Source organism: Nocardiopsis sp. NPDC006832 (assembly GCF_040635885.1).
In the GTDB taxonomy this organism is placed as follows: Bacteria; Actinomycetota; Actinomycetes; order Streptosporangiales; family Streptosporangiaceae; genus Nocardiopsis.
In genome coordinates this window covers 1-25439 of sequence record NZ_JBEYLC010000079.1, presented here as the reverse complement: position 1 = coordinate 25439, position 25439 = coordinate 1, and the positions used below count along the sequence as shown (strand labels likewise).

Sequence of the window (25439 nt, the reverse complement as noted above, 5' to 3'; positions counted from 1 at the left end):
TGCAACGCGGCGATCCGGCGCACGGCGCCAACGTCGACACGAACACCCGCACGTTGTGGTCCCTGCCCATCCGCGCCAGCCGGTTCAGACCCGCGATCACCTCCTCGGAGGAGGCACCCCAGCGCAGGTCGTTGATGCCCGCGAACACCACCACGGTGCCCACGCCGCTCTGCGAGAACACGTCCCGTTGGGCCCGGTGCAACATGCTCACACCGTTGGCGTAGACCGAGACGCCCTCACCCGGGTAGCCGTCGGCCGTGACCCGGTTGCCGGCCACCCCCAGGTTCAGCACACCCGGGTCGGGCAGGTCCCGGCTCGCGTGCAGGCGCTGACTGAGCACGTCCGGCCAGCGCCGGTGGGCGTCCCTGGTCGAACGGATGCCGTCGGTGATGGAGTCCCCGAAGGTCACCACCGAGCCCGGACCGTCCGTCACCTCGATCCCGGTGAGGAAGGGCCACTGGTCCACCTCGCCCGTGTAGGGCTCACCCGAGCGGTCCAGGGTCTGGTCTCCGCTGCCCGGGGGGCTGGTGTAGTTGGTGTCCACCGCCGCGTAGTGGATCGGCGCCGACCGCACCTGTTCGGGCAGGTGGATGCTGACCAGGGCCTCGGTCTGCGGTGGTAGCAGTACTTCCACAGGGTCGCTGAACAGGCGACCGCCGGCCGGGATGACGGCACCGGGCGCCCCGTCGAAGGTCAGTGGGACGGCCGCGCCGTACGTGGCCGGGCCGTCTCCCTGCAGGGCGATGGACGCCGCCCCGATGGTGACCGGACGCGCGGCGAAGGTGTTGTCCAACCGCACGCGCACCTTGTGGCCGCCGGTGGTGGAGCGCACCGCCAGGCGCAGGGTCTGGTCCTCCCAGGGACCGACCTCGGCGTATCCGGAGGTGGCGCGCGCCCAGGTTCCGGTCCACTCCTGACCCGCCGGGCGTCCGCCCACGGAGAACACGTGCATGTTCGCTCGGGGGTCGGCGACCTCGGGCATGACCACGTGGTCGACCTCGCGGCCGGGGTCCAGGGGGATCGAGCGCGCGTATAGGCGCACCGAACCGATGGCGTCCTGCCCGAAACCGGTCGAGAAGTTCGCGTAGGGAAGGGTCAGGGCGGCGTCTCCGGCGGGGCCGGCCACCCACTCCGGGACGACCAGGTCGAACTTGTGCTCCTCACCATCGGTGTAGACCACGCTGCCCACACCGCGAACGTCGGCCCCGGTGCCGTCGGTGCGGGTCCCGGTGGCCAGGAAGGTCACCGAGTCCATCCGGGTGGGGACGTCGGTCAGGGCGAGGCGTTGACCTTCGGCGACCATGTGGTCGGGGCGTCCCTCCCCGTAGGCGGGCAGGCGCAGCTCGGTGTCCAGCAGGGTGACCTCTCCACCGGGGAGCCAACCGGCGGATTCGAGCGTGCGCGCGGACAGGCTGTTGCCCGCGCCGTCGAGATCGCCTCCGTCGGCATCGCCGTCCTCGGAGACACCGGTGCGATCCAGCAGGGAGGCCAACGGGAGGGCGTCCGAGCGCTCGGACTCCGGCACGGAGCGATAGGTCACCTCGAAGGCGTCCTCAGGGCCGATCCCGGTCAACAGGATCGCGCCCGCCACGGCCACCGCGACCCAACGCAGGGCCTGGACGGGTCGAGGCCGCCGCCACCCCGTTCGTGTCGATCGACCTCCGTCCACTCCACGCCTTCCCCCGGTCGCACCATGTCCTTCGACCCGTCCGACGTACTCATCCCGGCGTTGGTTGCCGAGACCTGGGACACGTCGGGCCCCTCGGGCCGGCCGCCAGTTTAGGGGAGGTCGGGCTACCGGCCCGCCCCTCGCCGGTCACTGAGGACGGACCCACATGCCTCGATTCCGAACGGTCTTTCTGCTTTGTGCGAGAAATCCCCCATATGCATAAACGGGAGAACCATTCGGACAAAGGTCACGGCAGTCGAGAGAGTTACCCAACCCCACCCAGAGCGACCGTTTCGGTAGAGCCGGGAACAGCGACGGCCGAACGGCACGGGAGTAAGCGCCCCGGTCCGCGCCGCAACGATCCGTAGTCACTCGGATAACGAGAAAAGCGCCACCGGCCTGTATCCGCAGGCCGGCAGCGCTTTTTGCGTGTTAGGAAGGGGTAGGCCGGGCAGGACTCGAACCCGCGACCCAGGGATTATGAGTCCCCTGCTCTAACCAACTGAGCTACCGGCCCTCCGCCGTTGGCAAACGTCATCCTAACAGGATGCGTCCGCCGTTTCCGCGCCCGAATCCGTTACTCGGCAGAGGTTGCACGACCACCCGGTATGCGTCCCGTGGCGACTGACCCGACCTTGGTCACGGACGTGGGAGACGGGCGGTCTAGGGTGGGTTGGTGCGGTGCTCGCCAGGCCGTACCCCCTGGGCCCGGCGCCGGAACCGCTTCGAACCCGTTGGTAACATCGCGGGTCGCACATCGTCGTCAGGAGAGTTCACGCATGTCCAAAGCACCCGTCAACGTCACCGTCACCGGCGCCGCCGGCCAGATCGGCTACGCCCTGCTGTTCCGGATCGCCTCCGGTCAGCTGCTCGGCGCCGACACCCCGGTGAAGCTGCGTCTCCTTGAGATCCCCCAGGCGGTCAAGGCCGCCGAGGGCACCGCGATGGAGCTCGACGACTGCGCCTTCCCCCTGCTCGCGGGCATCGACATCTTCGACGACGCCAAGAAGGCCTTCGAGGGCACCAACGTCGGCCTGCTGGTCGGCGCCCGTCCCCGCGGCAAGGGCATGGAGCGCGGTGACCTCCTGGAGGCCAACGGCGGCATCTTCAAGCCCCAGGGCGAGGCCATCAACGCCGGTGCCGCCGACGACGTCCGCGTCCTGGTGGTCGGCAACCCCGCCAACACCAACGCCCTCATCGCGCAGAACCACGCTCCGGACGTTCCCGCCGAGCGCTTCACCGCGATGACCCGTCTGGACCACAACCGCGCGCTCACCCAGCTCGCCAAGAAGCTCGGTGTGTCGATCAACGACATCAAGAAGCTCACCATCTGGGGCAACCACTCCGCGACCCAGTACCCGGACCTGTTCCACGCCGAGGTCAACGGCTCCAACGCCGCCCAGGCCGTGAACGACCAGTCGTGGCTGGAGAACGACTTCATCCCGACCGTCGCCAAGCGCGGCGCCGCGATCATCGAGGCCCGTGGAGCGTCCTCCGCCGCCTCCGCCGCGAACGCCGCCATCGACCACGTCCACGACTGGGTCAACGGCACCCCCGAGGGCGACTGGACCTCCGCGGCCATCCCGTCCGACGGCTCCTACGGTGTGCCCGAGGGCATCATCTCCTCCTTCCCCGTCGTGTCCAAGAACGGCGCGTGGGAGATCGTTCAGGGCCTGGAGATCGACGAGTTCTCCCGCGGCCGCATCGACGCCTCCGTCCAGGAGCTCGTCGAGGAGCGCGACACCGTCCGCAAGCTCGGCCTGGTCAAGTAGGACCTTCGCGAGTACGAACGGCGGGCACCTCCCATGAGGGGGTGCCCGCCGTCGTCTTCCCCCTTTGTCCCGAAGAGGGTTCGAGAGCGGGCAGTATAGAGACCGTGAGTCTCATCGATGTGCTTCCGGCCGAACCTGAACCCGATTCCCTCTTCGAGGCTTTCGCTTCGTGGGCCGAGGAGCGGGGTCTCACCCTCTATCCGCACCAGGAGGAGGCCTTGATCGAGGTCGTCTCCGGATCCAACGTCATCCTCAGTACCCCCACCGGTTCCGGCAAGAGCATGGTCGCCACCGGTGCCCTCTTCGCCGCCCTGGCCCGGGACGAGTGCGCGTTCTACACCGCGCCCATCAAAGCGCTCGTGTCGGAGAAGTTCTTCGACCTGTGCGAGATCTTCGGCACCGAGAACGTCGGCATGATGACCGGTGACGCCTCCGTCAACGCGGATGCCCCCATCGTGTGCTGCACGGCCGAGGTCCTCGCCCAGATCGCCCTGGCCGAGGGCGAGAACGCCGACATCAACACCGTCATCATGGACGAGTTCCACTTCTACGCCGAGCCCGATCGCGGGTGGGCGTGGCAGGTGCCGCTGTTGGAGATGCCGCAGACCCAGTTCGTGTTGATGTCGGCCACCCTCGGTGACGTCAGCCGCTTCGAGGAGGACCTGGAGAAGCGCACGGGCAGGTCCACCTCCGTGGTCTCCTCCGCCGAGCGCCCCGTGCCCCTCTACTACGACTATCGGGTCACCCCGCTGCACGAGACCCTTGAGGAACTCCTGGGCAGCGGCGACGCCCCCGTGTACATCGTGCACTTCACCCAGGCGCAGGCCGTGGAACGCGCGCAATCGTTGACCAGCATCAACATGTGCACCAAGGAGGAGAAGGCGAGGATCGCCGAGGAGATCGGCAACTTCCGCTTCACCACCAAGTTCGGTCGCAACCTGTCCCGGTACGTGCGGCACGGCATCGGCGTCCACCACGCCGGGATGCTGCCCAAGTACCGACGCCTGGTGGAACGGTTGGCCCAGGCCGGACTGCTCAAGGTCATCTGCGGCACCGACACCCTGGGGGTGGGCGTGAACGTGCCCATCCGCACCGTGCTGTTCACCGCGCTGAGCAAGTACGACGGGGTGCGGGTGCGCAGGCTTCGGGCCCGCGAGTTCCACCAGATCGCCGGACGCGCCGGCCGTGCCGGGTTCGACACCGTCGGCAACGTCGTCGCCCAGGCGCCCGAACACGTCATCGAGAACGAGAAGGCCCTGGCCAAGGCTGGTGACGACTCCAAGAAGCGCCGCAAGGTCGTGCGCAAGAAGGCCCCGGAGGGCTTCGTCGCCTGGGATGACGCGACCTTCCACAAGCTCATCGAGGCCGAGCCCGAACCCCTCAACTCCCGGTTCCGGGTGAGCAACGCGATGCTGTTGAGCATCATCGCCCGCCCCGGGAACTGCTTCGCGGCGATGAAGCACCTGCTCACCGAGAACCACGACGACCGCAAGGCCCAGCGCAAGCACATCGGCGAGGCCATCGCGATCTACCGTTCGCTGTTGGACGGCGGCATCGTGGAAACCCTGCCCGAACCCGACGAGCAGGGGCGCACCGCCCGACTCACCGTCGACCTGCAGGCCGACTTCGCGCTGAACCAGCCGCTGTCGACGTTCGCGTTGGCGGCGCTGGACCTGCTCGACGTGGAGTCGACCACCTACCCGCTCGACGTGCTCACCATCGTGGAGTCCACCCTGGACGACCCACGGCAGATCCTCGGCGCGCAGCTCAACAAGGCCCGTGGCGAGGCCGTCCAGCAGATGAAGATGGACGGCATCGAGTACGAGGAGCGCATGGAGCTGCTGGAGGACGTCGACTACCCCAAGCCGCTGGAAGAGCTCCTCGAACACGCCTACGACGTGTACCGGCGAGGCCACCCGTGGGTGGGCGACCACCCGCTGCGGCCCAAGACGATCGCCCGCGACATGTACGAACGCGCGATGAACTTCGTGGAGTACGTGGGCCACTACGAGCTGGCCCGCTCCGAAGGGCTGGTCCTGCGTTACCTGGCCGGCGCCTACAAGGCCCTCAACCAGACTGTGCCCGACGACGCCAAGACCGAGGAACTGCGCGACCTCATCGAGTGGTTGGGCGAGCTGGTCCGACAGGTCGACTCCAGCCTCCTCGACGAGTGGGAGAAGCTCACCAACCCCGAGGACGAGGTCGAGGGCGAGGACAAGGCGGAGGCCGAGGAGAAGGTCCGCCCGGTCACCGCCAACGCCCGTGCCTTCCGTGTCCTGGTGCGCAACGAGATGTTCCGCCGCGTGGAGCTGGCCGCCCGCCGCCGCTACGGCGAACTCGGCAAGATGTCCGAGGACGACGAATGGGACGGCGAGGAGTGGGCCGAGGCCTTGGAGGCCTACTACGCCGAGCACGACGAGATCGGTATCGGCCCGGACGCGCGCGGCCCGAAGATGCTCCAGATCGAGGAGGAGAAGGACGTGTGGCGGATCCGTCAGGTCTTCGCCGACCCCGAGGAGCACCACGACTGGGGCATCAGCGCCGAGGTCGACCTGGCCGCCTCCGACGCCGAGGGCCGGGCGGTCGTCCACGTCACCGACGTGAACCGGATGTGACCGAGGCGTTCAATCGAGCAGGTGCGCGTTGACCTCGCGTACCCGCGCGGCGAGGTCGGGGCGTTCCACCACGACCCGGCCCGCCGCGGCCAGGCGTTCGGCGCCGTCGCAGTCCACGAACACCTCGGGTTCGCGCCAGGCCAGTACCACCCGCGGGATCGGGGTGTCCAGGATCAGGGCGCTGCAGGCTCGGGGCCGGGAGGCGCGGGCGCTGCACGGTTCCAGGGAACTGTAGATCGTGGCCGTGGCCAGCCGGGGGTCGTGGTGGTCCACACCGCGCAGGGCGACCTCCTCGGCGTGGTCGTGGGGGTCGTCGCGGCGGGAGTACCCCTGGCCCAGGACCAGGCCGTCGGCGGTGACGATCACGGCGCCCACGGAGTAGGCGGTGTCCGACGGAGGGCAGGATCGGGACAGCGTGATCGTGTGTTCCAGCCAGTGGGTGTCGGCGTCGCCCTCCGCGGGGGCGGGTCCGCGCATCGTGTGTGCCATGGTCATCGTCCTTCCTCCGGGGCGAGGCAGTAGCGCAGGACGGCGACCTCGCCCAGGGCACGGGCCTCCACCAGACGCATCGGCGTGTGCGGGGTGTAGGGGTAGGCGCCCGGCCGGACGAAGCTCGGGGCGTCCTCCTGCCCCACGAAGAACGGGGCGACGGCCAGCCGCAACTCGTCGACCAGCCCCGAGGTGAGGAAGAGGGTGTGGATGTGGCCGCCGCCCTCGACCAGGACACGTTCGACCCCGCGATCGGCGAGGTCGGTGAGGATCCCCTCGACGGTGGGCGGGTCACCGGCGTCGACGACGTCCACGGGCGGGTGGGTCTCGGGCAGCTCCGAGAGCAGTCGGGTGGCGGTGCGCACGCCCGCTCCCCCGGTGTACACCACGGCGCCGGCGTCACCGGTGGCGAAGAACCGGGCCTTGGGGTCGAGGTCTCCACCGCGGGTGACCACGGCCTTGAGGAGGTTCTCCGTGCGTCCCTGCTCGCGGCGGCGCTCGCGCAGCACCGGCGAGCGGACCAGGAGACGCGGGTTGTCGGCCCGCAGGGTGCCGGCGCCGACGAGGATGGCGTCGCATCCGGCGCGCAGTTCGTCGATCTCGGCGAAGTCGGCCTCGTTGGACAGCCGAAGTCGTTCGGGTCCACTGTCGTCGATGCGCCCGTCGACCGACATCGCGCAGCTCAGGATGGTGTAGGGACGGTCCATGCGCTCAGGCTAGCCGGACCCGGAGCGGAGCCGGGCGAGTGCACCGGCACGGCGCGTTCCCTTCCCGGCGTCGTACATTTCATGAGGGATTCGGAACCACGTCGAACGAATACGGTCGGGCCCTTCGGTAGTGGATTCTCGCTGGCAGTGGACGGTTCCGCTAATTGAGCGGGACCATTCCTTTAGGGTGGCGGAGTATTTTCACCATGCCCGTTACCTCCATCGACTCCCGTGGTCGACCGCTGGAGACCGTTCGCGACCGAGTGCCCGGGGCGCTCGGCACCTCGGATCCCCACGGTGGCCCGCGCTCCCCGCGCACACGCCCCGAGCCCATTCCTCGCATAATGGACATTAGGCATAAAAACACAAGGGACCCCAGGCCGAACCTTACCCACAGGACCAGTCTCTTCGAGGTCGACCTCGGGCGACGTTTTTTACCACATGTATCCTGGACTCGGTTAACAACCAGGCGAACTCCGAATACAATCCTGGGAGTCGACCACACTTCCCCACCTCAGAACAAGAGGACGGCGATGTCTCGTTTCACCTCCCCCGATTTCCTGAGGCAGGCGGGGGAAAATCACGTCCGGGCGAAACCCCCGCCGCCCGTCAACCTGACCAGGGCCGCCATCAGCCGGCTGCACTCCTTCCACCTCAAGGGCAAGGACCACTTCGAGGTGGACCGGGAGTTCGCCGCCCAGGCCGACCAGGTCGCGCCCGGCTTCGTCGACCTCGTTCTGGGGGAACGCGCCTTCCAGCAGCGCGCCGTCCGGCACATGGCCACCGATCTGGGCATCACCCAGTTCCTCCACGTGGGGGCGGGTCTACCGGCGCCGGGTGATCCTCACCAGATCGCTCAGGAGGTCTCTCCAGAGGCCCGCGTCGTCTACGCCACATCCGACCCGATCGTCCTCACCCACCATCGCGCCCTGACCCGCGACGGCCGCACGACCACCGCCGTGCCCGCCGGCCTGGAGAACCCCGCGCGGCTGCTGCACGACCCCGAGAGCAGCCGCTTCCTGAACCTGGAACGACCGGTCGGCCTCCTGCTCACCGGTGCCGTCTCGCATACCCCGAACGCGGAGGACGCCGCCCGCAACATCGCCACCCTGCGCGACGCCCTCGCCCCCGGCAGCCACATGGTCCTCAGCCACTACTGCCGCCCCGACCCCGTGCGGCACCCCAAGGACGCACGTCGCGCCGAACAACTGGAACAACTGTTCCTACAGCGACTCGGTCACGGCCACTGGCGCACCGAGGAGCAGATCACCGCGTTCTTCGACGGGTGGGAATCGGTTCCGCCCGGCCTGCTCCAGGCCCAGAAATGGCGCACCATGCCGGTGGCTCCCCCGGTCCCGGGCAGCTACCAGATGCCGCACCGCAACCGTCGACTGATCATCGGCGGTATGGGCCGCATCTGACCGCGACATCCCCGTACCCGCGTTGGAGCCCTGGAGGACCGGCAGCGGGCGGGGCCGCGTCTGTTCGCGTCCACCCCGCGCACGACGAAGGCCCGCCGGATTCCTCCGACGGGCCTCGCTCACCGCTCCCGCGACTGGACTCGAACCAGTAACCTGCCGGTTAACAGCCGGCTGCTCTGCCGATTGAGCTACGCGGGATCGCGTTCGGGTACAAGCCCAACGCTCCCGTGAAAGGGACGCGAACCCCTTGTCCACAGCTCCCGCGACTGGACTCGAACCAGTAACCTGCCGGTTAACAGCCGGCTGCTCTGCCGATTGAGCTACGCGGGATCGCGCCTTTTCCCGGGGCCCTGTGGGCCTCGGCGACATCACTAGACTAGCGCGCTCCCGGAGTGCTCGTGACCGGTGTCGGCCCGTGTGGTGGGAACCACGAGGCGGTAACGTCGGTCACGGACCACTCCGACCGTCACCAAGGCTGTAAAGAGGGACCCATGCGCTACCGGATCACATTCGTCGCCGGACTGGCCATCGGCTACGTCCTGGGCGCCAAGGCGGGCAGGGCCCGCTACGAGCAGCTCACCCGCACCGCGCGCAAGGTGGCCGACAGTCCGCTCGTGCAGGAGGTCGCCGGGCTCGTCGGCGCGCAGGCGAGCAACGCCGGCCGCGCCGTCTACGACAAGGCCGTGGACAAGATGCCCATCACCTCCGTGCGGGACTTCCTGTCCCGCCCCACCGAGGAAGAGTCCGAACTGCTCGATTGGGAGGCCGGCACCGTCAACGGGACCGCGCCCGAGCCCCGCACCGGACCCGACCGGGACCTGTGAACATGGCGTGGTTCGGACGGGACGACGTACCCGCCCAGATCCGTTCCCGGTTGGGGCGCGGCGAACGTGTGCTCGCGCACGCGCCCGTCGCCGCTCCGGCCGGGGCCGGGCCCTCTCCCGAGGGACGGCCACCGGTTCTGGTGGCCTCCACCCGCTCCCTGTACCTGCCCGACGGCCACGCCGTCCGTTGGCAGGACATCGATCAGGCCAAGTGGGGCCCCGAGGAGCTGAGGTTCATCGAGGAGGGACACGGTGAGCGCACCGTACGGTTGCGCACCGAGCTGACCGGCGGCGTCGTCGACTACCGACGGATGGCCGAGACCGTCGCCGAGCGGGTCACCTCCAGCATCCTGGTCAACCGCTTCGTCCCGTTCCCCTCCCCCGACTCCACCGAGGGTTTCCGTCTGGTCGCCAGGCGCGCCCCACTCGGCGACGAGATCGACTGGCGGGTGCATCTGGGCGAGGGCCTGGACCCGAACGACCCGCGTCTCGCCGACGCCGTCTCCCGGGCCCTGGCCCTGATCCGCGAGCAGATGGGCGTCTAGTGCCGCGGCACTAGTTCGACTCACCGAGCGCCCGGGCGAGGACCTCGGCCAGGTGCAGGGCCCGGCGGCCGGTCCCCTGTTCGATCTGGGTGCGGCAGCTGTACCCGTCGGCCAGCACCAGGGTGTCCCGCTCGGCCTCGCGCACGCGCGGTAGGAGTTCGCGTTCACCGATGGCGCTGGAGACCTCGTAGTGCCCCTCGGTGAACCCGAAGTCGCCGGCCAGGCCGCAGCAGCCCGAGTCCAGGACCTCGCCGTCGATGCCGGCGCGGGCGATGAGCTCCCGGTCGGCGTCGAACCCGACCACCGCGTGTTGGTGGCAGTGCACCTGCGCCAACGCCGAGGCGTCCACCCTCGGCGGGGTCCAGTCCGGGGCGTACTCGTTGAGGAAGCCCGCGAAGGTGTGCACCGCGTTCGCCACCCGGCGGCTCTCCTCCCCCGGCAACAGCTCCACCAGGTCGTGCTTGAGCGCCGCCGTGCAACTGGGCTCCAGGCCCACTACCGGCAGCCCCTGGGAGACCAGGGGCGCCAGGGCCGACACCGCCCGGCGCATCACGGCCCTGGCCACGTCCAACTGTCCGGTGGACACCCAGGTCAGCCCGCAGCACACCTGTCCCTTGGGCAGCACCACCGAGAACCCGGCGTCCTCCAGGACCCGGACCGCGCTCGTCAGCACCCCCGGGTTGAGCAGGTTCCCGAAGGTGTCCGGCCACAACACCACCTTGGGACCGCCCTGGCGTCCCTCCCCGCGGTTCAGGCGCCGTTTGAAGGCCCGGGTGAAGGTGGTGCGCGCGAACGCCGGGAGGTCGCGTTGGACGGCCACCCCGGCGGCCTTCTTCGCCAGGGACGACACCCCCGGTAGCCGCGCCAGCCGGTTGGTCTCGGCCGGCGCCAGCGACGCCAGACGGGCCAGCACCGGCAGCCAGCCCATCGAGTAGTGCGCGGCCGGCCGTACCCGGCCCCGGTAGTGCTGGTGCAGGAACTCGGCCTTGTAGGAGGCCATGTCCACGTTGACCGGGCAGTCGCTCAGACAGCCCTTGCAGGACAGGCACAGGTCCAGGGACTCGCGCACCTCCTCGGACCGCCACCCGTCGGTGATCACCTCGCCGTTGGCCATCTCGAACAGCAGGTGGGCGCGCCCGCGCGTGGAGTGCTTCTCCTCCTGGGTGACCTGGTAGCTGGGGCACATCACCCCGGGTCCGCTCTGCCTGCGGCACTTGCCCACGCCCGAGCAGCGGCGCAGCGCCTTGACGAAGTCCCCGTCGTCCTCGGTGTAGGCGAGCGTGGTCTGGGAGATCAGCGGCAGTTCGGGACGCAGATCGGTGGCCACGCGCACGTCGGCGTCCAGGGGCAGCGGGTCGACGATGATGCCGGGATTCATCAGTCCCCGCGGATCCCAGATCCGCCGGAACTCGGCGAAGGCGTCGATGACGCCGCGCGGGTACATGCGCGAGAGCAGCTCCGAACGGGCCTGACCGTCACCGTGTTCCCCGGACAGGGAGCCGCCGTGGCGGACGACGATCTCGGCGGCCTCCTCCATGAACGCCCGGTATTCCCGCCGTCCCCGTTCGTGGGTGAGCTCGAAGTCGATGCGCACGTGCAGGCAGCCGTCACCGAAGTGCCCGTAGACCAGCCCGTAGCGCTCGTGCCGGGCCATGAGGGCGTCGAAGTCGCGCAGGTAGTCGCCCAGGTTCTCCGGGGGCACCGCGGCGTCCTCCCATCCCGACCATGCCTCGGCACCGGTGGGGGTGCGGGAGGTGAGCCCGGCGCCCTCCTCCCGGATGCGCCACAGCGCCTTCTGGTGGACGGAGGAGACCACCACGGACGCGTCCCGGGGTCGGCTGTCGTTCTCCAACGAGGCGATCATCGCCTCGGCGGTCTCGGCCGCGTCCCGGGGGTCCTTCCCGGCGATCTCCACCAGCAGCCACGCCCCGCCCAACGGCAACGGAACCCGGGAACTCGATCCCTGCCGGTCCAGGGCCGCGACCATGCGGTCGTTGATGCCCTCCACCGTGAGCGGGGAGTGTTCCAGCAGGGCGGGAACGGCGTCGGCGGCCGACGGCGCGTCGTCGTACCCCAGGACGGCCAGGGCCCGGGCGGGCGGTGACTCCACCAGGCGGACGGTGGCGCCCAGGACCATCACGCAGGTGCCCTCGGTGCCGACCAGCGCCGCGGCCACGTCGCGTCCCTTCTCCGGCAGCAGCCGGTCCAGTCCGTAGCCGGAGACGCGGCGGCGGAACTCGGGCATGGCGGTGCGCAGTTCGGCGCGATGGGTCTCCACCAGGCGGGCCAGGGCGGCGTGGATCTCGCCCTCACGGCCGGGGCGTTCGGCCAGGGCGGCGAACTCCTCGGCGGTGTGCCCGGAGCCGACGGTCATCCGGGTGCCGTCGGACAGCAGCACGTCCAGGGCGACGATGTTGTCGGCCGTGGTGCCCCAGGCCACCGAGTGCGAGCCGCAGGCGTTGTTGCCGACCATGCCGCCGATGGTGCAGCGGCTGTGCGTGGAGGGGTCGGGGGCGAAGGTCAGGCCGTGTTCGGCGGTCGCGGCCCGCAGGTCGTCGAGGATCACCCCGGGTTCGACGGTGGCGGTACGCGAGGCGGGGTCGACCTCGACGACGCGCCGCAGATGGCGTGAGGTGTCGATGACCACGCCGGTGCCGATGGCGTTCCCGGCGATGGAGGTGCCTCCCCCGCGCGGGATCACCGGCACCCCGTGCGCGGCGCAGGCGCGGACCGCGGCCACGCAGTCCTCGACCGTCTCGGGGATGACCACGGCCAGGGGGACACGGCGGTAGTTGGAGGCGTCGGAGGTGTACAGGGCGAGGGTTCCCGCGTCCAGGGCCACGGTCCCCTGGACGGAGTCCTCCAGGTCCCTGCGCAGGGCGGCGAGATCGGGGCGTGCGGTGGTGCTGCTCGGGTCGGCCATGGGATCAGCGTGGCGTGAGGCACGTCGTCCTGGCAACCACGCCGCGCGACCACCCGTTCACCGCCTCGGAGCGGATCATTCCAAAGACTCGTCCATGGCGCGCACCAGGTCACCGTCGGTGTCCATGTCGAGGTTCCAGACCATCATCCCGGCCAGACCCTCCTCCCGCACGTACTCGCCCTTGAGGGCGATCACGTCGGGGTTGTCGTAGGTCCACCACTCGTCGCCGTCGTAGACCCAGTAGGCGCCGGCCTCCTCGTCGAGGAAGCGGCGTCCCTCCGCCTCCTCCAGCTCGCCGAACGCGCGGGTCGGGCCGTCGTAGTCGTCGTCCGCCGGTCCCTGCGCGGTCTGGCCGCGGCCACCCTCGTCCGCGGGCACGCCCTGCCAGCCGCGCCCGAACGCCGGAACCCCCATCACCAACCGACCGGGGTCGGCGCCCAGGTCCAGGTAGCGGCGGACGGCCTGGTCGACGCTGTTGGCCTCGTCGTCGTAGTCGGGGACGTAGAGGTTGGAGTGGTGGGCGGTGCTCTCGCTCCAGGGACCGGAGAAGTCGTAGCCCTGCACGGTGGCGAAGTCGACGTGGTCGAAGATCTCCGCTTCGTAGGCCTCGCTGTGGGAGGCCCCGCCGGGCAGGGACGCCGACAGGACGTACTCCTGGCCGGTCTCGGCGGAGAGTTCGTCCATCTGGCGGCGGAACTCGGCCAGCAGGAGGGTGAAGTTGGCCGGGTCGTCGGGGTGTTCGACATTGGAGGCGTTGCCCTGGCCGCCCGGCCATTCCCAGTCCAGGTCGATGCCGTCGAAGACACCCGCCGCGGCCCCGTCCCCGCCCTGGGGTTCGTCCCCGCGCACCGGCAGGTTCCCGCGCAGCCACAGATCGAGGCAGGAGGACACGAAGGCCTCTCGGGACTCCTCGGTGCGGGCGGCGGTGGAGAAATGCACCGACCAGTTCCACCCGCCCAGGGACAGGCTCGCGCCCAGGTCAGGACGCAGGGCGCGCAGTTGCCGGAGTTGGTTGAGGCTGCCGGCCAGTTCCTGCTCGTACTCGTCGGCCTCCCCGTTGACGCTCTCGTCGGCGTCGTAGCGACGCTGGTACAGCTCCCAGGGCTGGTCGTGGTCATCCTCGGGGATGTGGCACAGGCCCTCGGGGTCGATGTCGCCGAAGGCCCACATCAGCCGCGTCAGGTGTTCGGGGGCCCCGCTCTGCCTGAGCCGTTCGATGGTGAATCCGCGGTTGGCCACGTTCCAGTCGGCGAAGTAGCCGATGCGTTCGAGCGGCCGCTTGTTCAGGAGCACGATGGTCCCCACGATGAGTACGACGGCGACGACGGCCGCTCCCACCACCAGCAGCGGACGCCGTCCGGGGGACGGTCGGGGCCTGGAGGGTGTCGGCAGGGCGTTCACACCACGACCGTAGGGGCAGGAGCCCGGTGGGGGCGGTGGTTCGTCCCATGTCGGCCACATGAGGCCGTTCCCGGACGTTGGGGAACCGTGGGCGGCCCCCGGACGTTGTACGGCGATCAACCGCCGCGCAGGAAGTCCTTCAGGGTGCCGGCCCGCGAGGGGTGGCGGAGTTTGGCGAGGGTCTTGGCCTCGATCTGCCGGATGCGTTCCCGGGTCACCCCGAACTCCCGGCCGACCTGCTCCAGGGTGCGTGGACGACCGTCGACCAGCCCGAACCTCAGTCGGATGATGCGGCGTTCACGTTCGGACAGGTCGCCCAGGATCACCCGCAACCGCTCCTGGAGCAGGCTGAAGGCGGCCGCCTCCACCGGTATGACGGCGTCGGAGTCCTCGATGAAGTCGCCGAAGTCGGACTCCTCCTCGCCGATGGGGGCCTGTAGGGAGACCGGTTCGCGGGCGATGCGCTGGATCTCCAGGACGCGCTCCCCGCCGAAGCCCGCCGCGGCGGAGATCTCGGCGAGGCTGGGTTCACGGCCCAGTTGCTGGTGCAACCGGTGCTGGACCCGGATGATCTTGTTGATGGTCTCCACCATGTGCACGGGGATGCGGATGGTGCGCGCCTGGTCGGCGATGGCGCGGGTGATGGCCTGGCGGATCCACCAGGTGGCGTAGGTGGAGAACTTGAAGCCCTTGCCGTAGTCGAACTTCTCCACGGCGCGGATGAGCCCCAGGTTGCCCTCCTGGATCAGGTCCAGGAACATCAGGCCGCGCCCCATGTAGCGCTTGGCGATCGACACCACCAGGCGCAGGTTCGATTCGATGAGGCGCCGTTTGGCCCGGCGACCCTCCTCGATCAGTTCGGCGAGTTCCTCCGCCGTGCAGAAGTCCTCCTCGGGGTCCCTGCGCCCGGCGTACAGCCCCGCCTCGATCGCCTTGGCCAGGTCGACCTCGTCCCGCGCGGTGAGCAGGGGTACCCGGCCGATCTCCCGCAGGTACATCCGGACCAGGTCCGAGCCGGAGCGGCGGCCCTGGTCGAGGACGATGGGCACCTCCTCCGGTTCGGCCACGTCCACCCCGGCGCGGGACAGGGCGGAGATCGTCCGGTCAAGGGAGTCGGGTGGCGCGTCCAGACGTTCCAGCGCGGAGGCGACCTCCCCACGACTGACCGTTCCCCGACCCGAGTCGGGGAGAAGTGGGACGACCTGACGAATGGAGGGTATTTCCTGGGACACAACCGTGGGAGCCACCCGTACATTGTGCCCACAATGCTAGCGAAATGGGGAGAACCATTATTGTCACCCCCGTGCTACATACCCTCGATCCCCGACTCTCGCAGTGCGCGTTTTTGCTGGCCGAGCCGCATGAGTTCGGCGAACACCCGGTTGAACTCCTCCGGCTGAGCCGCCTGATCGATACGGTGCAACTCGGATTTGAGGTTTGCCTCGCGCCGATTGATGGAATGAGTCTTGATTGTGCTCAGCATTACTCGGGAGGAATGTTCGTCGAGTTCTCCATAGAACTTGATCTCCTCTACACCGAGGCGCGTGACGAAATCGCGTTGGAGATCGTTGGGCGCCGCCTCGCGCAGAACGATCGGCCAGTGCTGGGGGTCTCCCGCGGCGGCCACACCGCCCCGCTCCCGGATGATCCGTAGCACCGCCTGGTGCTGGGGGACGGTGAAGTCCTCCTCCCCCAGGGCGTCGAAGCCCACGGCCAGGTGCGGTTGCTGGATCGCGAGTTTGAGCGCCTGGCGTTCGCGCTGCACCGACGGGTCGCTCAGGTCGTAGGGTGCCTCCCGGGCGTCCGGGGTGGGCGTGACGGGGGCCGGGACGGCGGCGCGTCCACGGCCTCGGCCCATGTGCTGGCGGACCCGGCGCAGCACGAAGGCCTCGTCCATCAGCCCGAGCCAGCGGTCCAGGTTCTTGCCGTAGGTGAGGCGCACACCCTCGTCCCGGATGCTGGCGACCACGGGCGCGGCCGCGTCCAAGGCGGCGATGCGGCCCTCGGCGTTGGTCAGGTCGTAGCCCTCGACGATGGTGCGGATCATGAACTCGTACAGCGGGCTGGCGCCGTCGACCAGGTCGGCCACGGCCTGAGGGCCTTGCTGGAGTCGCAGGTCACAGGGGTCGAGACCGTCGGGTTGGACGGCCACGAAGGTCTCCGAGGTGAACCCGTGCTCCTCGGCGAACGCGCGCACGGCCGCCTTCTGTCCGGCCTTGTCCCCGTCGAAGGTGAACACGACCCGGCCGCCCTGGTTGGAGCGGCCCAACAGCATGCGGCGCAGGATCTTGAGGTGGTCCTCACCGAAGGAGGTTCCGCAGGTGGCGACCGCGGTGGTCACCCCGGCTTCGTGACAGGCCATGACGTCGGTGTAACCCTCGACGATGACCGCCTCGCCCTTGCGGGAGATCTCCCGTTTGGCCAGGTCCAACCCGTACAGAAGGCGCCCCTTGTGGAAGATGGGGCTCTCGGGCGAGTTGAGGTACTTGGGGCCGTCCTCGCTCGGGTCCAGCTTGCGCGCGCCGAAGCCGACCACCTCGCCGGTGACCTCACGGACCGGCCACAGCAGCCGGTTGCGGAAGCGGTCGTAGGCGCCTCGCCGCCCCTGGCTCGCCAGGCCGCCCTCGATGACCTCGGCGTCGGTGAAACCCTTCCGACGCAGGTGGTCCACGAGGTTCTGCCAGCCCGCCGGGGCGAAACCCAGCCCGAACTGTTCGGCGTGCGCCCGGTTGAACCCGCGCTCGTCGAGGAACTGTCTCGCGGTCACCGCGGCCGGGGTCAGGAGTTGTTCGGCGTAGAAGTCCGCGGCGGCCTTGTGCGCGTCGAGCAACCGTTGGCGTTTGCCCTCGTCCCGCCTGGGTGTGCTGCGCCCACCCTCCTCGTAGCGCAGCGTGATGCCGGTCTGGCGAGCGAGCGTCTCGACCGCCTCAACGAAGCTGAGGCTGTCGATCTTCTGCACGAACGAGATGACGTCCCCGCCCTCGTTACAGCCGAAGCAGTAGTAGAGGTTCTTCGACGGGGTGACGTTGAAGGAGGGCGACTTCTCGTCGTGGAAGGGGCACAGTCCCTTGAGGGAACCGCCTCCGGCGTTGCGCAGCTGGAGGTACTCGCCGATGACGTCGGCGATGGGGGTGCGCTCGCGTACGAGTGCGATGTCTTCGTCTTTGATCCGTCCTGCCACGGTTTTCAGCCTAGTTCGCTCCCGAGGCGGTCCGGCCACACCTTCCGGGTTCGTCCGGGCGCAACCGCGGTGTCACCTGGGATTCGGTCCCCCGCCGGATCCGGCGGACATGCTGGGGATGTCCCTTCTCTTCCCCCGGGAGGCCCCCTTGCCGGATCCGCAGTCCAGGTCCGACCGTGTCCGAAGGTGGATCGTTCTCGTGGGCGGGGCCCTGGTCGTGATCCTGGTCGCCACGCTCGGATTCGTGGTGGTCGACCGCTTCGGGGGTTCCCCGGTGGTGGTCGAGGGGGTCGTGGGTTCGGAGAAGGTGGACCTGTTCGAGGACGAGCGGGTCCGGGAGCGGTTCGCCGAACTCGGGTACGACGTCCGGGTTCGCCCGCGAGGCTCGCGGCTGATGGCCGAGGAGGCCGATCGGTCCGACTTCGTCTCCCCCGGGTCCACCATCGCCTCCGAGCACGTGCGCGAACTGCACGGGGTGGACACCGAGCACCGCCCCTTCAGCACCCCCATGGTGATGCTGACCTACGCGCCCATGGCGGAGGCGTTGCGGGAGTTCGGTGTGGCGCGCGAGGCCGAGGACGGTGCCTGGTCGTTCGACATGTCCGCCTACCTGGAGCTGACCGAGGAGCGCACCCGCTGGCGGGACCTCCCGGGCGACTCGGTGAGCGCGGGCAACCGCAACGAGGTCCTGGCCCGCACCACCGATCCGCGCACCTCGAACTCGGCCGCGATGCACGTGGTGGTGCTGTCCTACCTGCTCAACGGCGAGGAGGTCGTCTCGCCCGGCGCGCAGGACGAGGAGCTCGTCGAGACACTGTCCCGGTTGTTCCTGTCCCAGGGGCAACCACCGGAGTCCTCCCAGCAGCCCTTCGAACAGTTCCGAGACCTGGGCCCGGGGCACACCCCGCTGCTGTGGGCCTACGAATCACAGTACGTGCACGCGGCGGTGCGCGGCCCCGCGTTACCGGAGGACACCGTGCTGATGTACCCGGAGCCGACGGTGTTCTCCACCCACACGATCGTCCCGTTCGGCGAGAACGGCGACGAGGTCGGACGGTTGCTGACCAAGGACCCCGAACTGCGGGAACTGATCACCGAACACGGTTACCGCACCGACGACACCGAACACTTCGGCGACCTGGTGGAGGAACACGGGCTGCCCGTGCGGCCACGTGTCGGTGACGTGGTGCACTCCCCCGCGCACGATGCCCTGGAGGCCCTGTTGAACGGCGTCGAGACGGCCTACGAGGACACTGGGGCCGGCCCCGCGGTGGAGGAGGAAGCGGCTTCGAGCCGTTCCGGGGGTGGTCGGTCGTGAGGAGGGCATGGGGGGCGGCGGCCGTCGCGGTGACCCTGCTGACCGCGGGCGCGTGCGCGCCTGAGGCCGAGGACGCGACACTGCGGGTGCTGGCCGGCAGCGAACTGGCCGACATGGAGCCGCTGCTGGAGGCGTCGGCGCAACGCACCGGGGTGAGCCTGGAGCTGGAGTACTCCGGGACCCTGGACGGAACCGAGCGGATCGCGGCGGGTCGGGCCGACGGGTTCGACGCGGTGTGGTTCCCCTCCAACCGCTACCTGCACCTGGTCGACGGGGGGCGTTCCACGATCCATACCGAGACCTCGATGATGCTCTCCCCCGTGGTGATGGGGGTGCTGGAGTCACGGGCCGAGGCGTTCGGTTGGACCGTGACGGACGGGACCGTCCCCGACCTGACCTGGGAGGACATCGCCCTCGCGGTCGAACGGGAGGGGTTGACCTACGGGATGTCCAGCCCGGCCGCGTCCAACTCCGGGTTCTCCGCGCTGGTCGGGGCGGCCTCGGCGATGGCGGACACCGGCGCGGCCCTGGAGAGCGAGGACGTGGCCGGCGTCGAGGACCGTCTGGAGGCGTTCTTCTCCGGTCAGGGGCTCACCGCCGGTTCCTCCGGGTGGTTGATGGACGAGTTCGTGCTGCGGCAGGCCGGCGACGCCGGGGCGCAGGGTCCCACCCTGGACGGGGTGCTCAACTACGAGTCGGTACTGCTCTCGCGCGGCTCCGACCTGGCCGGGGACGACCTGGCCCTGGTGTACCCGCAGGACGGGGTGGTCACCGCCGACTACCCGCTGACCCTGTTGTCCGGTGCCTCGCAGGAGCTGGTGGACGCCTACGAGCGGGTCGTGGCCGACCTGACCTCGGAGGAGGTCCAGACCGAGATCGCCGAGACCACGTTCCGTCGTCCGGTCACCGCCGAGGCCGCCGGCCGGGACCTCCCACCGGTGGTGGAGCTGCCGTTCCCCGCCCGCCAGGACGTGGTCGACGACCTGGTGGCGGCGTACTTCGCCGAACTGCGCCGCCCGGCGCGCACCGTGTACGTGCTGGACGTGTCCGGGTCGATGGACGGAGAGCGGATCGACGACCTGCGTACGTCGCTGACCGCGTTGACCGGCACGGACGAGGGCCCGTTGTCCTCGCGTGGTCAGACCTTCCAGGAACGGGAGGAGGTCACGCTGTTGCCGTTCTCCGACGAACCGGGGGAGCCGCTCACCTTCGTCCTGGAACCGGACGGTTCGGAAGGGGTGCGCGCGGAGCTGGCCGAGGAGGTCGCCGCGCTGGAGGCCGACGGTGAGACGGCGGCCTACGACGCGGTGGGACGCGCCTACGACCTGTTGGAGGAGGCCGGTGAGGACTCCCACCTGCTGTCGGTGGTGTTGATGACCGACGGTGAGGTCAACCAGGGCAGGGACCTGGACGAACTGCTGGGTTCGTTGGCGGAGGCGCCCTCGCACGTGGCGGCGGCCCCGGTGTTCACCGTGTTGTTCGGCGACGCCGACGCGGCGCAGATGGAGCGATTGTCGTCGGAGACCGGCGGTCGGGTCTTCGACGCGCGGGAGATGGAACTGGAAGAGGTCTTCCGGGAGATCCGCGGCTACCAGTGACCGGGCCGGCGGCTCCGGGCTCAGCCCAGGAGCCGCCTGTGCAGGGCCGAGGCCGAGGTGTCGGTGAGCGTGGAGACCTGGTCGATGATCACGCGCAGCGCGGCGGCGTCGTCGGGCGCGGTCTCGTACGGGGCCCGGAACAGGGGTTCGAGGGCCCCGGGGGCACCATGCCAGAGCACGTCGACCAACTCGGTGAGGACGCGGCGTTCCTCGATCTGATAGCGGCGCGCCTCCGCGCGGTCCATCACGAAGTGCGCGGCCATGGCCTTGAGCAGGGCGCACTCCAGGAGGGTGCGGCGGGGCACGATGAGGTCGGCACCGTAGCGGGTGAGCGCGCCGGGACCGTAGGCCTCGCGGGTGGCCAGTTCGGCGGCGTGGCAGAACCGGCCGATGAGTTCGCTGGTGAGGTTCTTGAGCCCGGCCAGGGAGGCGAGGTCGCCGGTGAACTCGCGGGGCCAGATCGGCTCGGCGAGCAGGGAGAGGTAGGCGTCCTCCAGTTCGGCGGCGTCGGCGTCGCAGTAGTGGGCACCGGCGATGCGCACCACCTCGGCGCGTTCGGCCGGGTCGCGCAGGGCCGTCATGCGCACCATCCCGGCGTGCATGGCGTCCTCGACGTCGTGCACCGAGTAGGCCACGTCGTCCGCCCAGTCCATGACCTGGGCCTCGAAGCAGGTCCGACCGGTCGGCGCGCCCTTGCGCAACCAGGTGAACACCTCGACGTCGTCGGGGTAGCAGTTGAACTTGTGGGTGTCGCCGCCCTCCCCTCTTCGCCAGGGGTACTTGACCGTGGCGTCGAGGGTGGCGCGGGTGAGGTTCAGTCCGGCGCTGCGGCCGTCGGGGTCAACGACCTTGCCCTCCAGTCGCATGAGCAGGCGCAGGCTCTGGGCGTTGCCCTCGAACCCGCCGCAGACCGCGGCGGCCTCGTCGAGGGCGCGTTCGCCGTTGTGCCCGAAGGGCGGATGTCCGAGGTCGTGGGACAGGCAGGCGGCCTCGACCAGGTCGGGGTCACAGCCCAACGCCTGTCCGAGCTCCCGGCCGATCTGGGCGCACTCCAGGGAGTGGGTGAGTCGGGTACGCGGAAAGTCGCTGACCCCGGGCTGTACCACCTGGGTCTTGGCCGAGAGCCGGCGCAGCGCGGAACTGTGCAGGACACGGGCCCGGTCGCGTTCGAACGGACCACGTCTTCGGCTCTTGCGGGATTCGAGGGCGAAGCGTTCGGTGTCGTCGGCGGTGTAGCCGCGATCGGTGGCCTCTCCCGGGGTGGTCGTCATGTTCGTGACCCTACTCGCCGAGGTCAGGCGGCGTTGACGCGGAGTTCGCTGCTGTCATTGAAGATCCAGTAGTACCAAAGGGAAGCGGTCTCCCTGGTGATGTACCAGAGTTGGGTGCGGCGTTCGATGACGGCGGGTCCCGAACGCGAGGGCGAGGTTCCCGCCTCGATGCCGAAGTCGGAGGCCATCACCTTGGAGCGCAGGCTGTGCCAGGGGTCGGAGACGAGGATGGCGGTCTCCCACTCGTTGGCCTCGTACACCTCCGAGACCGCCTGGAAGCTCTGGAGGGTGTCGCTTCCCTCCTCGACCGCGACGACGTGGTCGGCGGGCACTCCGACGTCCACCAGCCAGTTCCGTCCGGCTGCGGCCTCGGTGAAGTTGTCGTCGGGCTGTTTGCCGCCGACGGTGACGATGACGGGGGCGACCCCGTCCAGGTAGAGGACCTGGGCCTGGCGCAGTCTCGCCTCGAAGACGGGCGAGGGCACACCGTTGTACTGGCTGGCCCCGAGCACGATGATCGCGTCGGAGGCCTCGCGGTCGTCCTGTCGCGCCGTGTACCAGACCCAACCCCAGGTCGCGGGTGGGATCGCCAGGGCGACGAGAAGGATCAGGGTGATGATCCGGCCCAACCGGAAGCGGCGACGCTTGCGCCGCCGGGGCCGGGGCCGGGGCTCGGGGTCCTCGTCCAAGGGCCCGTCGTCGTAGGGCCCATCGTCGTAGGGCTCGGGAGGCGGGGCCGGCGGGCGCTCCTCACGGGTCCGGGGCCGGGGCCGGGATCCGGGCCGTTCCCGCACGAACTTGCGGGTGAACTTGTCCGGTTCGCCCGCCGCGGGCCCGTCGGACGGCGGCTCGGCCCGCCCGAACTCCTGGGTGGGCTCGGTGTCCTGGGCACGGGTGAAGGCTCTGGTGGCCTCACCGGAGGAGGCGAGATCATCGCGGGAGAAGACCCGAGTGGCCTCGTCGTCGGTCGAGCCGGACGTGGAACCGTTCCACGCCTCGTCACCGCGATCGTCGCCGACCATTCGCACCGGCTCACCTCCACACAATCGTCACCGGGATACCTGTCCCCGACTGGGACGGCCCCCACCCCGCGCTGGTTCGCGAACCCCACGTGAACGTGGTGAGGAAGGTGTGGGGGTGCCGGAGACGTCGGCGGGGAGACCGTCACGGCCGCCAGAATATATCACGAGGAGATCACGAAACCGGTTCGCGCGAGGCGGCCCCGCACGCCGAGTCTATTCACGAAACGGCCCGTGGGGACGCCTCCGAACAGGCGTCACCACGGGCGGTGATCCGGAGCACGGTCAGTGGGCACGCCCGGCGGCGCGACCGGCCTCCAGGCGGGCCACGGGGACCCGGAACGGCGAGCAGGACACGTAGTCGAGCCCGGCCTCGTGGAAGAAGTGCACCGAGGCGGGGTCGCCGCCGTGCTCACCGCACACGCCCAACTTGATGCCCGGACGGGCGGCTCGCCCCTCCTCGACGGCTATGCGGATGAGCCGGCCCACCCCGTCCACGTCCAGGGACTCGAACGGCGAGACCCCGAACACACCCTTCTCCAGGTAGGCGGAGAAGAACGACGCCTCGACGTCGTCGCGGGAGAACCCCCACACGGTCTGTGTGAGGTCGTTGGTGCCGAAGGAGAAGAACGCCGCGTTCTGCGCGATCTGACCCGCGGTGAGCGCCGCCCGCGGCAGTTCGATCATGGTGCCGACGGGGAAGTCGAGTTCCATCCCGTTCTCCTCGCCGACCTCGCGCAGCACCCGTAGGGCGTCGTCGCGGATGATCTCCAGCTCCTGGACGGTGCCCACCAGCGGGATCATGATCTCCGGTCGGGGCCGCCCGCCCTCACGGATCCGATCGACGGCGGCCTGGGCGATGGCGCGCACCTGCATGGTGAACAGGCCGGGCACGACCAGGCCCAGGCGCACGCCGCGCAGGCCCAGCATCGGGTTCTGCTCGTGCAGCTTGTGCACGGCCTGTAGGACGCGCAGGTCGTTCTCGTGGCTCTCGCCGCGGGCCTCCGCCACGGCCACGCGCACCGACAGCTCGGTGATGTCGGGCAGGAATTCGTGCAGCGGCGGGTCGAGCAGGCGCACGGTGACGGGCAGGCCGTCCATGGCTTCGAGGATGCCGTTGAAGTCCTGGCGTTGCAGGGGCAGCAGGGTTTCCAGGGACTCTCGCTGTTCCTCCGGGGTGTCGGCGAGGATGAGGCGCTCCACCGACTGACGACGGTCGCCGAGGAACATGTGCTCGGTGCGGCACAGTCCGATGCCCTGTGCACCCATGCGGCGGGCACGGGCGGCGTCCTCGGGGGTGTCGGCGTTGGCGCGCACGTACATGCGGCGGGCGGCGTCGACGTAGTGCATCATCCGGTCGACCGAACGCACGAGGTCGTCGGCCTGGTCGGAGGCGGGGTCGATCTCGCCCTCGAAGTAGCGGACCACCGGGGAGTCCACGACGGGTACCTCGCCGAGGTAGACCCGGCCGCTGGTGCCGTCGATGGAGATGACGTCGCCCTCCTCGATCACCCCTCCGCCGGGCGCGGTCATGCGCCGGTTCTTGGTGTCGATGTCGATCTCCTCGGCGCCGCAGACGCAGGTCTTGCCCATGCCGCGGGCCACGACGGCGGCGTGCGAGGTCTTGCCGCCCCTGCTGGTGAGGATGCCCTCGGCGGCGATCATGCCTTCGAGGTCGTCGGGGTTGGTCTCACGGCGGCACAGGATGACCTTCTCGCCGCTGCGCGACCACTTGACGGCGGTGTAGGAGTCGAAGACGGCCTTGCCGACGGCCGCGCCGGGAGAGGCGTTCATGCCGCGACCCAGGAGGTGGAAGTCGTCGCCCACGGCGACCTCCTCGTCGAAGCGGGGGAACATCAGCTGGGCGAGCTGGTCGCCGGTGACCCTCTGGACGGCCTCTTCGAGGGTGATCATGCCCTGGTCGAGGAGCTGGTCGGCGATGCGGAAGGCCGCGGCGGCGGTGCGCTTGCCCACCCGGGTCTGGAGCATCCAGAGCTTGCCGCGCTCGATGGTGAACTCGATGTCGCACAGGTCGCGGTAGTGGTTCTCAAGCTTGTCCATGATGCCCATGAGCTCTTCGTAGCCGTGGGCGTCGATGTTCTGCAGGTCGGAGAGGGGCACGGTGTTGCGGATGCCCGCCACCACGTCCTCGCCCTGGGCGTTGCGCAGGTAGTCGCCGTAGACGCCGGGTCGCCCGGTGGCGGGATCGCGGGTGAAGGCCACTCCGGTGCCCGAGTCCATGCCGAGGTTGCCGAAGACCATGGAGCAGACGTTGACGGCGGTTCCGAGGTCGGCGGGGATGCGTTCCCGGCGACGGTAGAGGACGGCGCGGGGCGCGTTCCAGGACTCGAAGACGGCTTTGACGGCCAGGGCCATCTGCTCGCGCGGGTCGGTCGGGAAGGGCTTCCCGGTCTGGTCTGCGACGACCTCCTTGAACCGTTCGACGAGTCGGCGGAAGTCGGCGGCGTCCAGATCGAGGTCGTCGGTGACGCCCTTCTCGGCCTTGAGTTCGTCGATGGCGGCCTCGAAGAGCTCGCCATCGATGTCCAGGACGGTCTTGCCGAACATCTGGATCAGGCGACGGTAGGAGTCCCAGGCGAAGCGCTCGTCGCCGCCCTGGATGGCCAGTCCGACGACGGACTCGTCGTTGAGGCCGATGTTGAGGACGGTCTCCATCATGCCGGGC

At 69.6% G+C, this 25439-nt stretch carries 17 protein-coding genes and 3 tRNA genes; 7 read left to right on the top strand and 13 right to left on the bottom strand.

Annotation, left to right across the window (positions count from 1 at the left end):
- A partial coding sequence (locus ABZ717_RS25685) for a GDSL-type esterase/lipase family protein (protein WP_358514879.1) occupies positions 1-1591 on the bottom strand: 1591 nt, incomplete at its 3' end.
- A 521-nt stretch (positions 1592-2112) separates the two neighbouring features.
- Positions 2113-2186, bottom strand: a tRNA-Ile gene (locus ABZ717_RS25680).
- Between the two features lie 262 nt (positions 2187-2448).
- Between ABZ717_RS25680 and ABZ717_RS25675 the strand changes: the two genes are divergently transcribed.
- Both ABZ717_RS25675 and ABZ717_RS25670 read left to right on the top strand, forming a co-directional pair.
- The gene (locus ABZ717_RS25675; RefSeq protein ID WP_358514876.1) at positions 2449-3441 is read left to right on the top strand and encodes a malate dehydrogenase; all 993 of its coding nucleotides are present in this window, start codon (positions 2449-2451) and stop codon (positions 3439-3441) included.
- Positions 3442-3560: 119 nt separating this feature from the next.
- A complete protein-coding gene (locus ABZ717_RS25670) occupies positions 3561-6056 on the top strand; it encodes a DUF3516 domain-containing protein (RefSeq protein ID WP_358514884.1) in 2496 nt (831 codons plus the stop codon).
- A 9-nt stretch (positions 6057-6065) separates the two neighbouring features.
- Here ABZ717_RS25670 and ABZ717_RS25665 read toward each other — a convergent pair whose 3' ends face one another.
- Both ABZ717_RS25665 and ABZ717_RS25660 read right to left on the bottom strand, forming a co-directional pair.
- Positions 6066-6551, bottom strand: coding sequence for a dCMP deaminase (locus ABZ717_RS25665; RefSeq protein WP_358514873.1), 486 nt, complete (start codon positions 6549-6551; stop codon positions 6066-6068).
- Positions 6548-7252, bottom strand: coding sequence for a dihydrofolate reductase family protein (locus tag ABZ717_RS25660; RefSeq protein WP_358514870.1), 705 nt, complete (start codon positions 7250-7252; stop codon positions 6548-6550). The genes ABZ717_RS25665 and ABZ717_RS25660 overlap by 4 nt, the downstream gene beginning before the upstream one ends.
- A 533-nt stretch (positions 7253-7785) precedes the next feature.
- Here ABZ717_RS25660 and ABZ717_RS25655 point away from each other — a divergent pair.
- Complete coding sequence (locus tag ABZ717_RS25655) at positions 7786-8673, top strand: SAM-dependent methyltransferase (RefSeq protein ID WP_358514867.1); 888 nt, start codon at positions 7786-7788, stop codon at positions 8671-8673.
- Between the two features lie 125 nt (positions 8674-8798).
- On the opposite strand, the gene ABZ717_RS25650 is transcribed toward ABZ717_RS25655, so the two are convergent.
- Positions 8799-8871, bottom strand: a tRNA-Asn gene (locus ABZ717_RS25650).
- A gap of 59 nt (positions 8872-8930) precedes the next feature.
- Positions 8931-9003 (bottom strand) — tRNA-Asn (locus tag ABZ717_RS25645).
- A gap of 161 nt (positions 9004-9164) precedes the next feature.
- On the opposite strand from ABZ717_RS25645, the gene ABZ717_RS25640 reads away from it, so the two are divergent.
- Both ABZ717_RS25640 and ABZ717_RS25635 read left to right on the top strand, forming a co-directional pair.
- Positions 9165-9497, top strand: a complete 333-nt coding sequence (locus tag ABZ717_RS25640) for a hypothetical protein (RefSeq protein WP_358514864.1) — start codon at positions 9165-9167, stop codon at positions 9495-9497.
- Between the two features lie 2 nt (positions 9498-9499).
- On the top strand, positions 9500-10042 hold the full coding sequence (locus ABZ717_RS25635) for a hypothetical protein (protein ID WP_358514862.1): 543 nt from the start codon (positions 9500-9502) through the stop codon (positions 10040-10042).
- A gap of 10 nt (positions 10043-10052) precedes the next feature.
- Here the strand turns inward: ABZ717_RS25635 and ABZ717_RS25630 are convergent, their stop codons facing one another.
- The 4 genes from ABZ717_RS25630 to dnaG form a co-directional block, all read right to left on the bottom strand.
- The gene (locus ABZ717_RS25630; protein WP_358514859.1) at positions 10053-12965 is read right to left on the bottom strand and encodes an FAD-binding and (Fe-S)-binding domain-containing protein; all 2913 of its coding nucleotides are present in this window, start codon (positions 12963-12965) and stop codon (positions 10053-10055) included.
- 75 nt (positions 12966-13040) lie between these two features.
- The gene (locus tag ABZ717_RS25625; protein ID WP_358514856.1) at positions 13041-14366 is read right to left on the bottom strand and encodes a glycoside hydrolase family 18 protein; all 1326 of its coding nucleotides are present in this window, start codon (positions 14364-14366) and stop codon (positions 13041-13043) included.
- Between the two features lie 116 nt (positions 14367-14482).
- Positions 14483-15613 (bottom strand): RNA polymerase sigma factor RpoD, encoded by a 1131-nt coding sequence (gene rpoD / locus ABZ717_RS25620; protein ID WP_358514853.1) that lies wholly within the window; start codon positions 15611-15613, stop codon positions 14483-14485.
- Between the two features lie 59 nt (positions 15614-15672).
- The gene (gene dnaG / locus ABZ717_RS25615; RefSeq protein ID WP_358514850.1) at positions 15673-17547 is read right to left on the bottom strand and encodes a DNA primase; all 1875 of its coding nucleotides are present in this window, start codon (positions 17545-17547) and stop codon (positions 15673-15675) included.
- 148 nt (positions 17548-17695) lie between these two features.
- Between dnaG and ABZ717_RS25610 the strand changes: the two genes are divergently transcribed.
- Complete coding sequence (locus tag ABZ717_RS25610) at positions 17696-18865, top strand: hypothetical protein (protein ID WP_358514847.1); 1170 nt, start codon at positions 17696-17698, stop codon at positions 18863-18865.
- A 29-nt stretch (positions 18866-18894) separates the two neighbouring features.
- Positions 18895-20463, top strand: a complete 1569-nt coding sequence (locus tag ABZ717_RS25605) for a VWA domain-containing protein (RefSeq protein WP_358514882.1) — start codon at positions 18895-18897, stop codon at positions 20461-20463.
- 20 nt (positions 20464-20483) lie between these two features.
- Here the strand turns inward: ABZ717_RS25605 and ABZ717_RS25600 are convergent, their stop codons facing one another.
- From ABZ717_RS25600 to ppdK, 3 genes are all read right to left on the bottom strand, one after another.
- Positions 20484-21734 carry a deoxyguanosinetriphosphate triphosphohydrolase gene (locus tag ABZ717_RS25600; RefSeq protein ID WP_358514844.1) on the bottom strand — a complete coding sequence of 417 codons (1251 nt, stop codon included), beginning with the start codon at positions 21732-21734 and terminating at the stop codon, positions 20484-20486.
- A gap of 23 nt (positions 21735-21757) precedes the next feature.
- Positions 21758-22762, bottom strand: a complete 1005-nt coding sequence (locus ABZ717_RS25595) for a YdcF family protein (RefSeq protein WP_358514841.1) — start codon at positions 22760-22762, stop codon at positions 21758-21760.
- A 276-nt stretch (positions 22763-23038) separates the two neighbouring features.
- The coding region (gene ppdK, locus ABZ717_RS25590) for a pyruvate, phosphate dikinase (protein WP_358514838.1) at positions 23039-25439 on the bottom strand (2401 nt) is incomplete at its 5' end.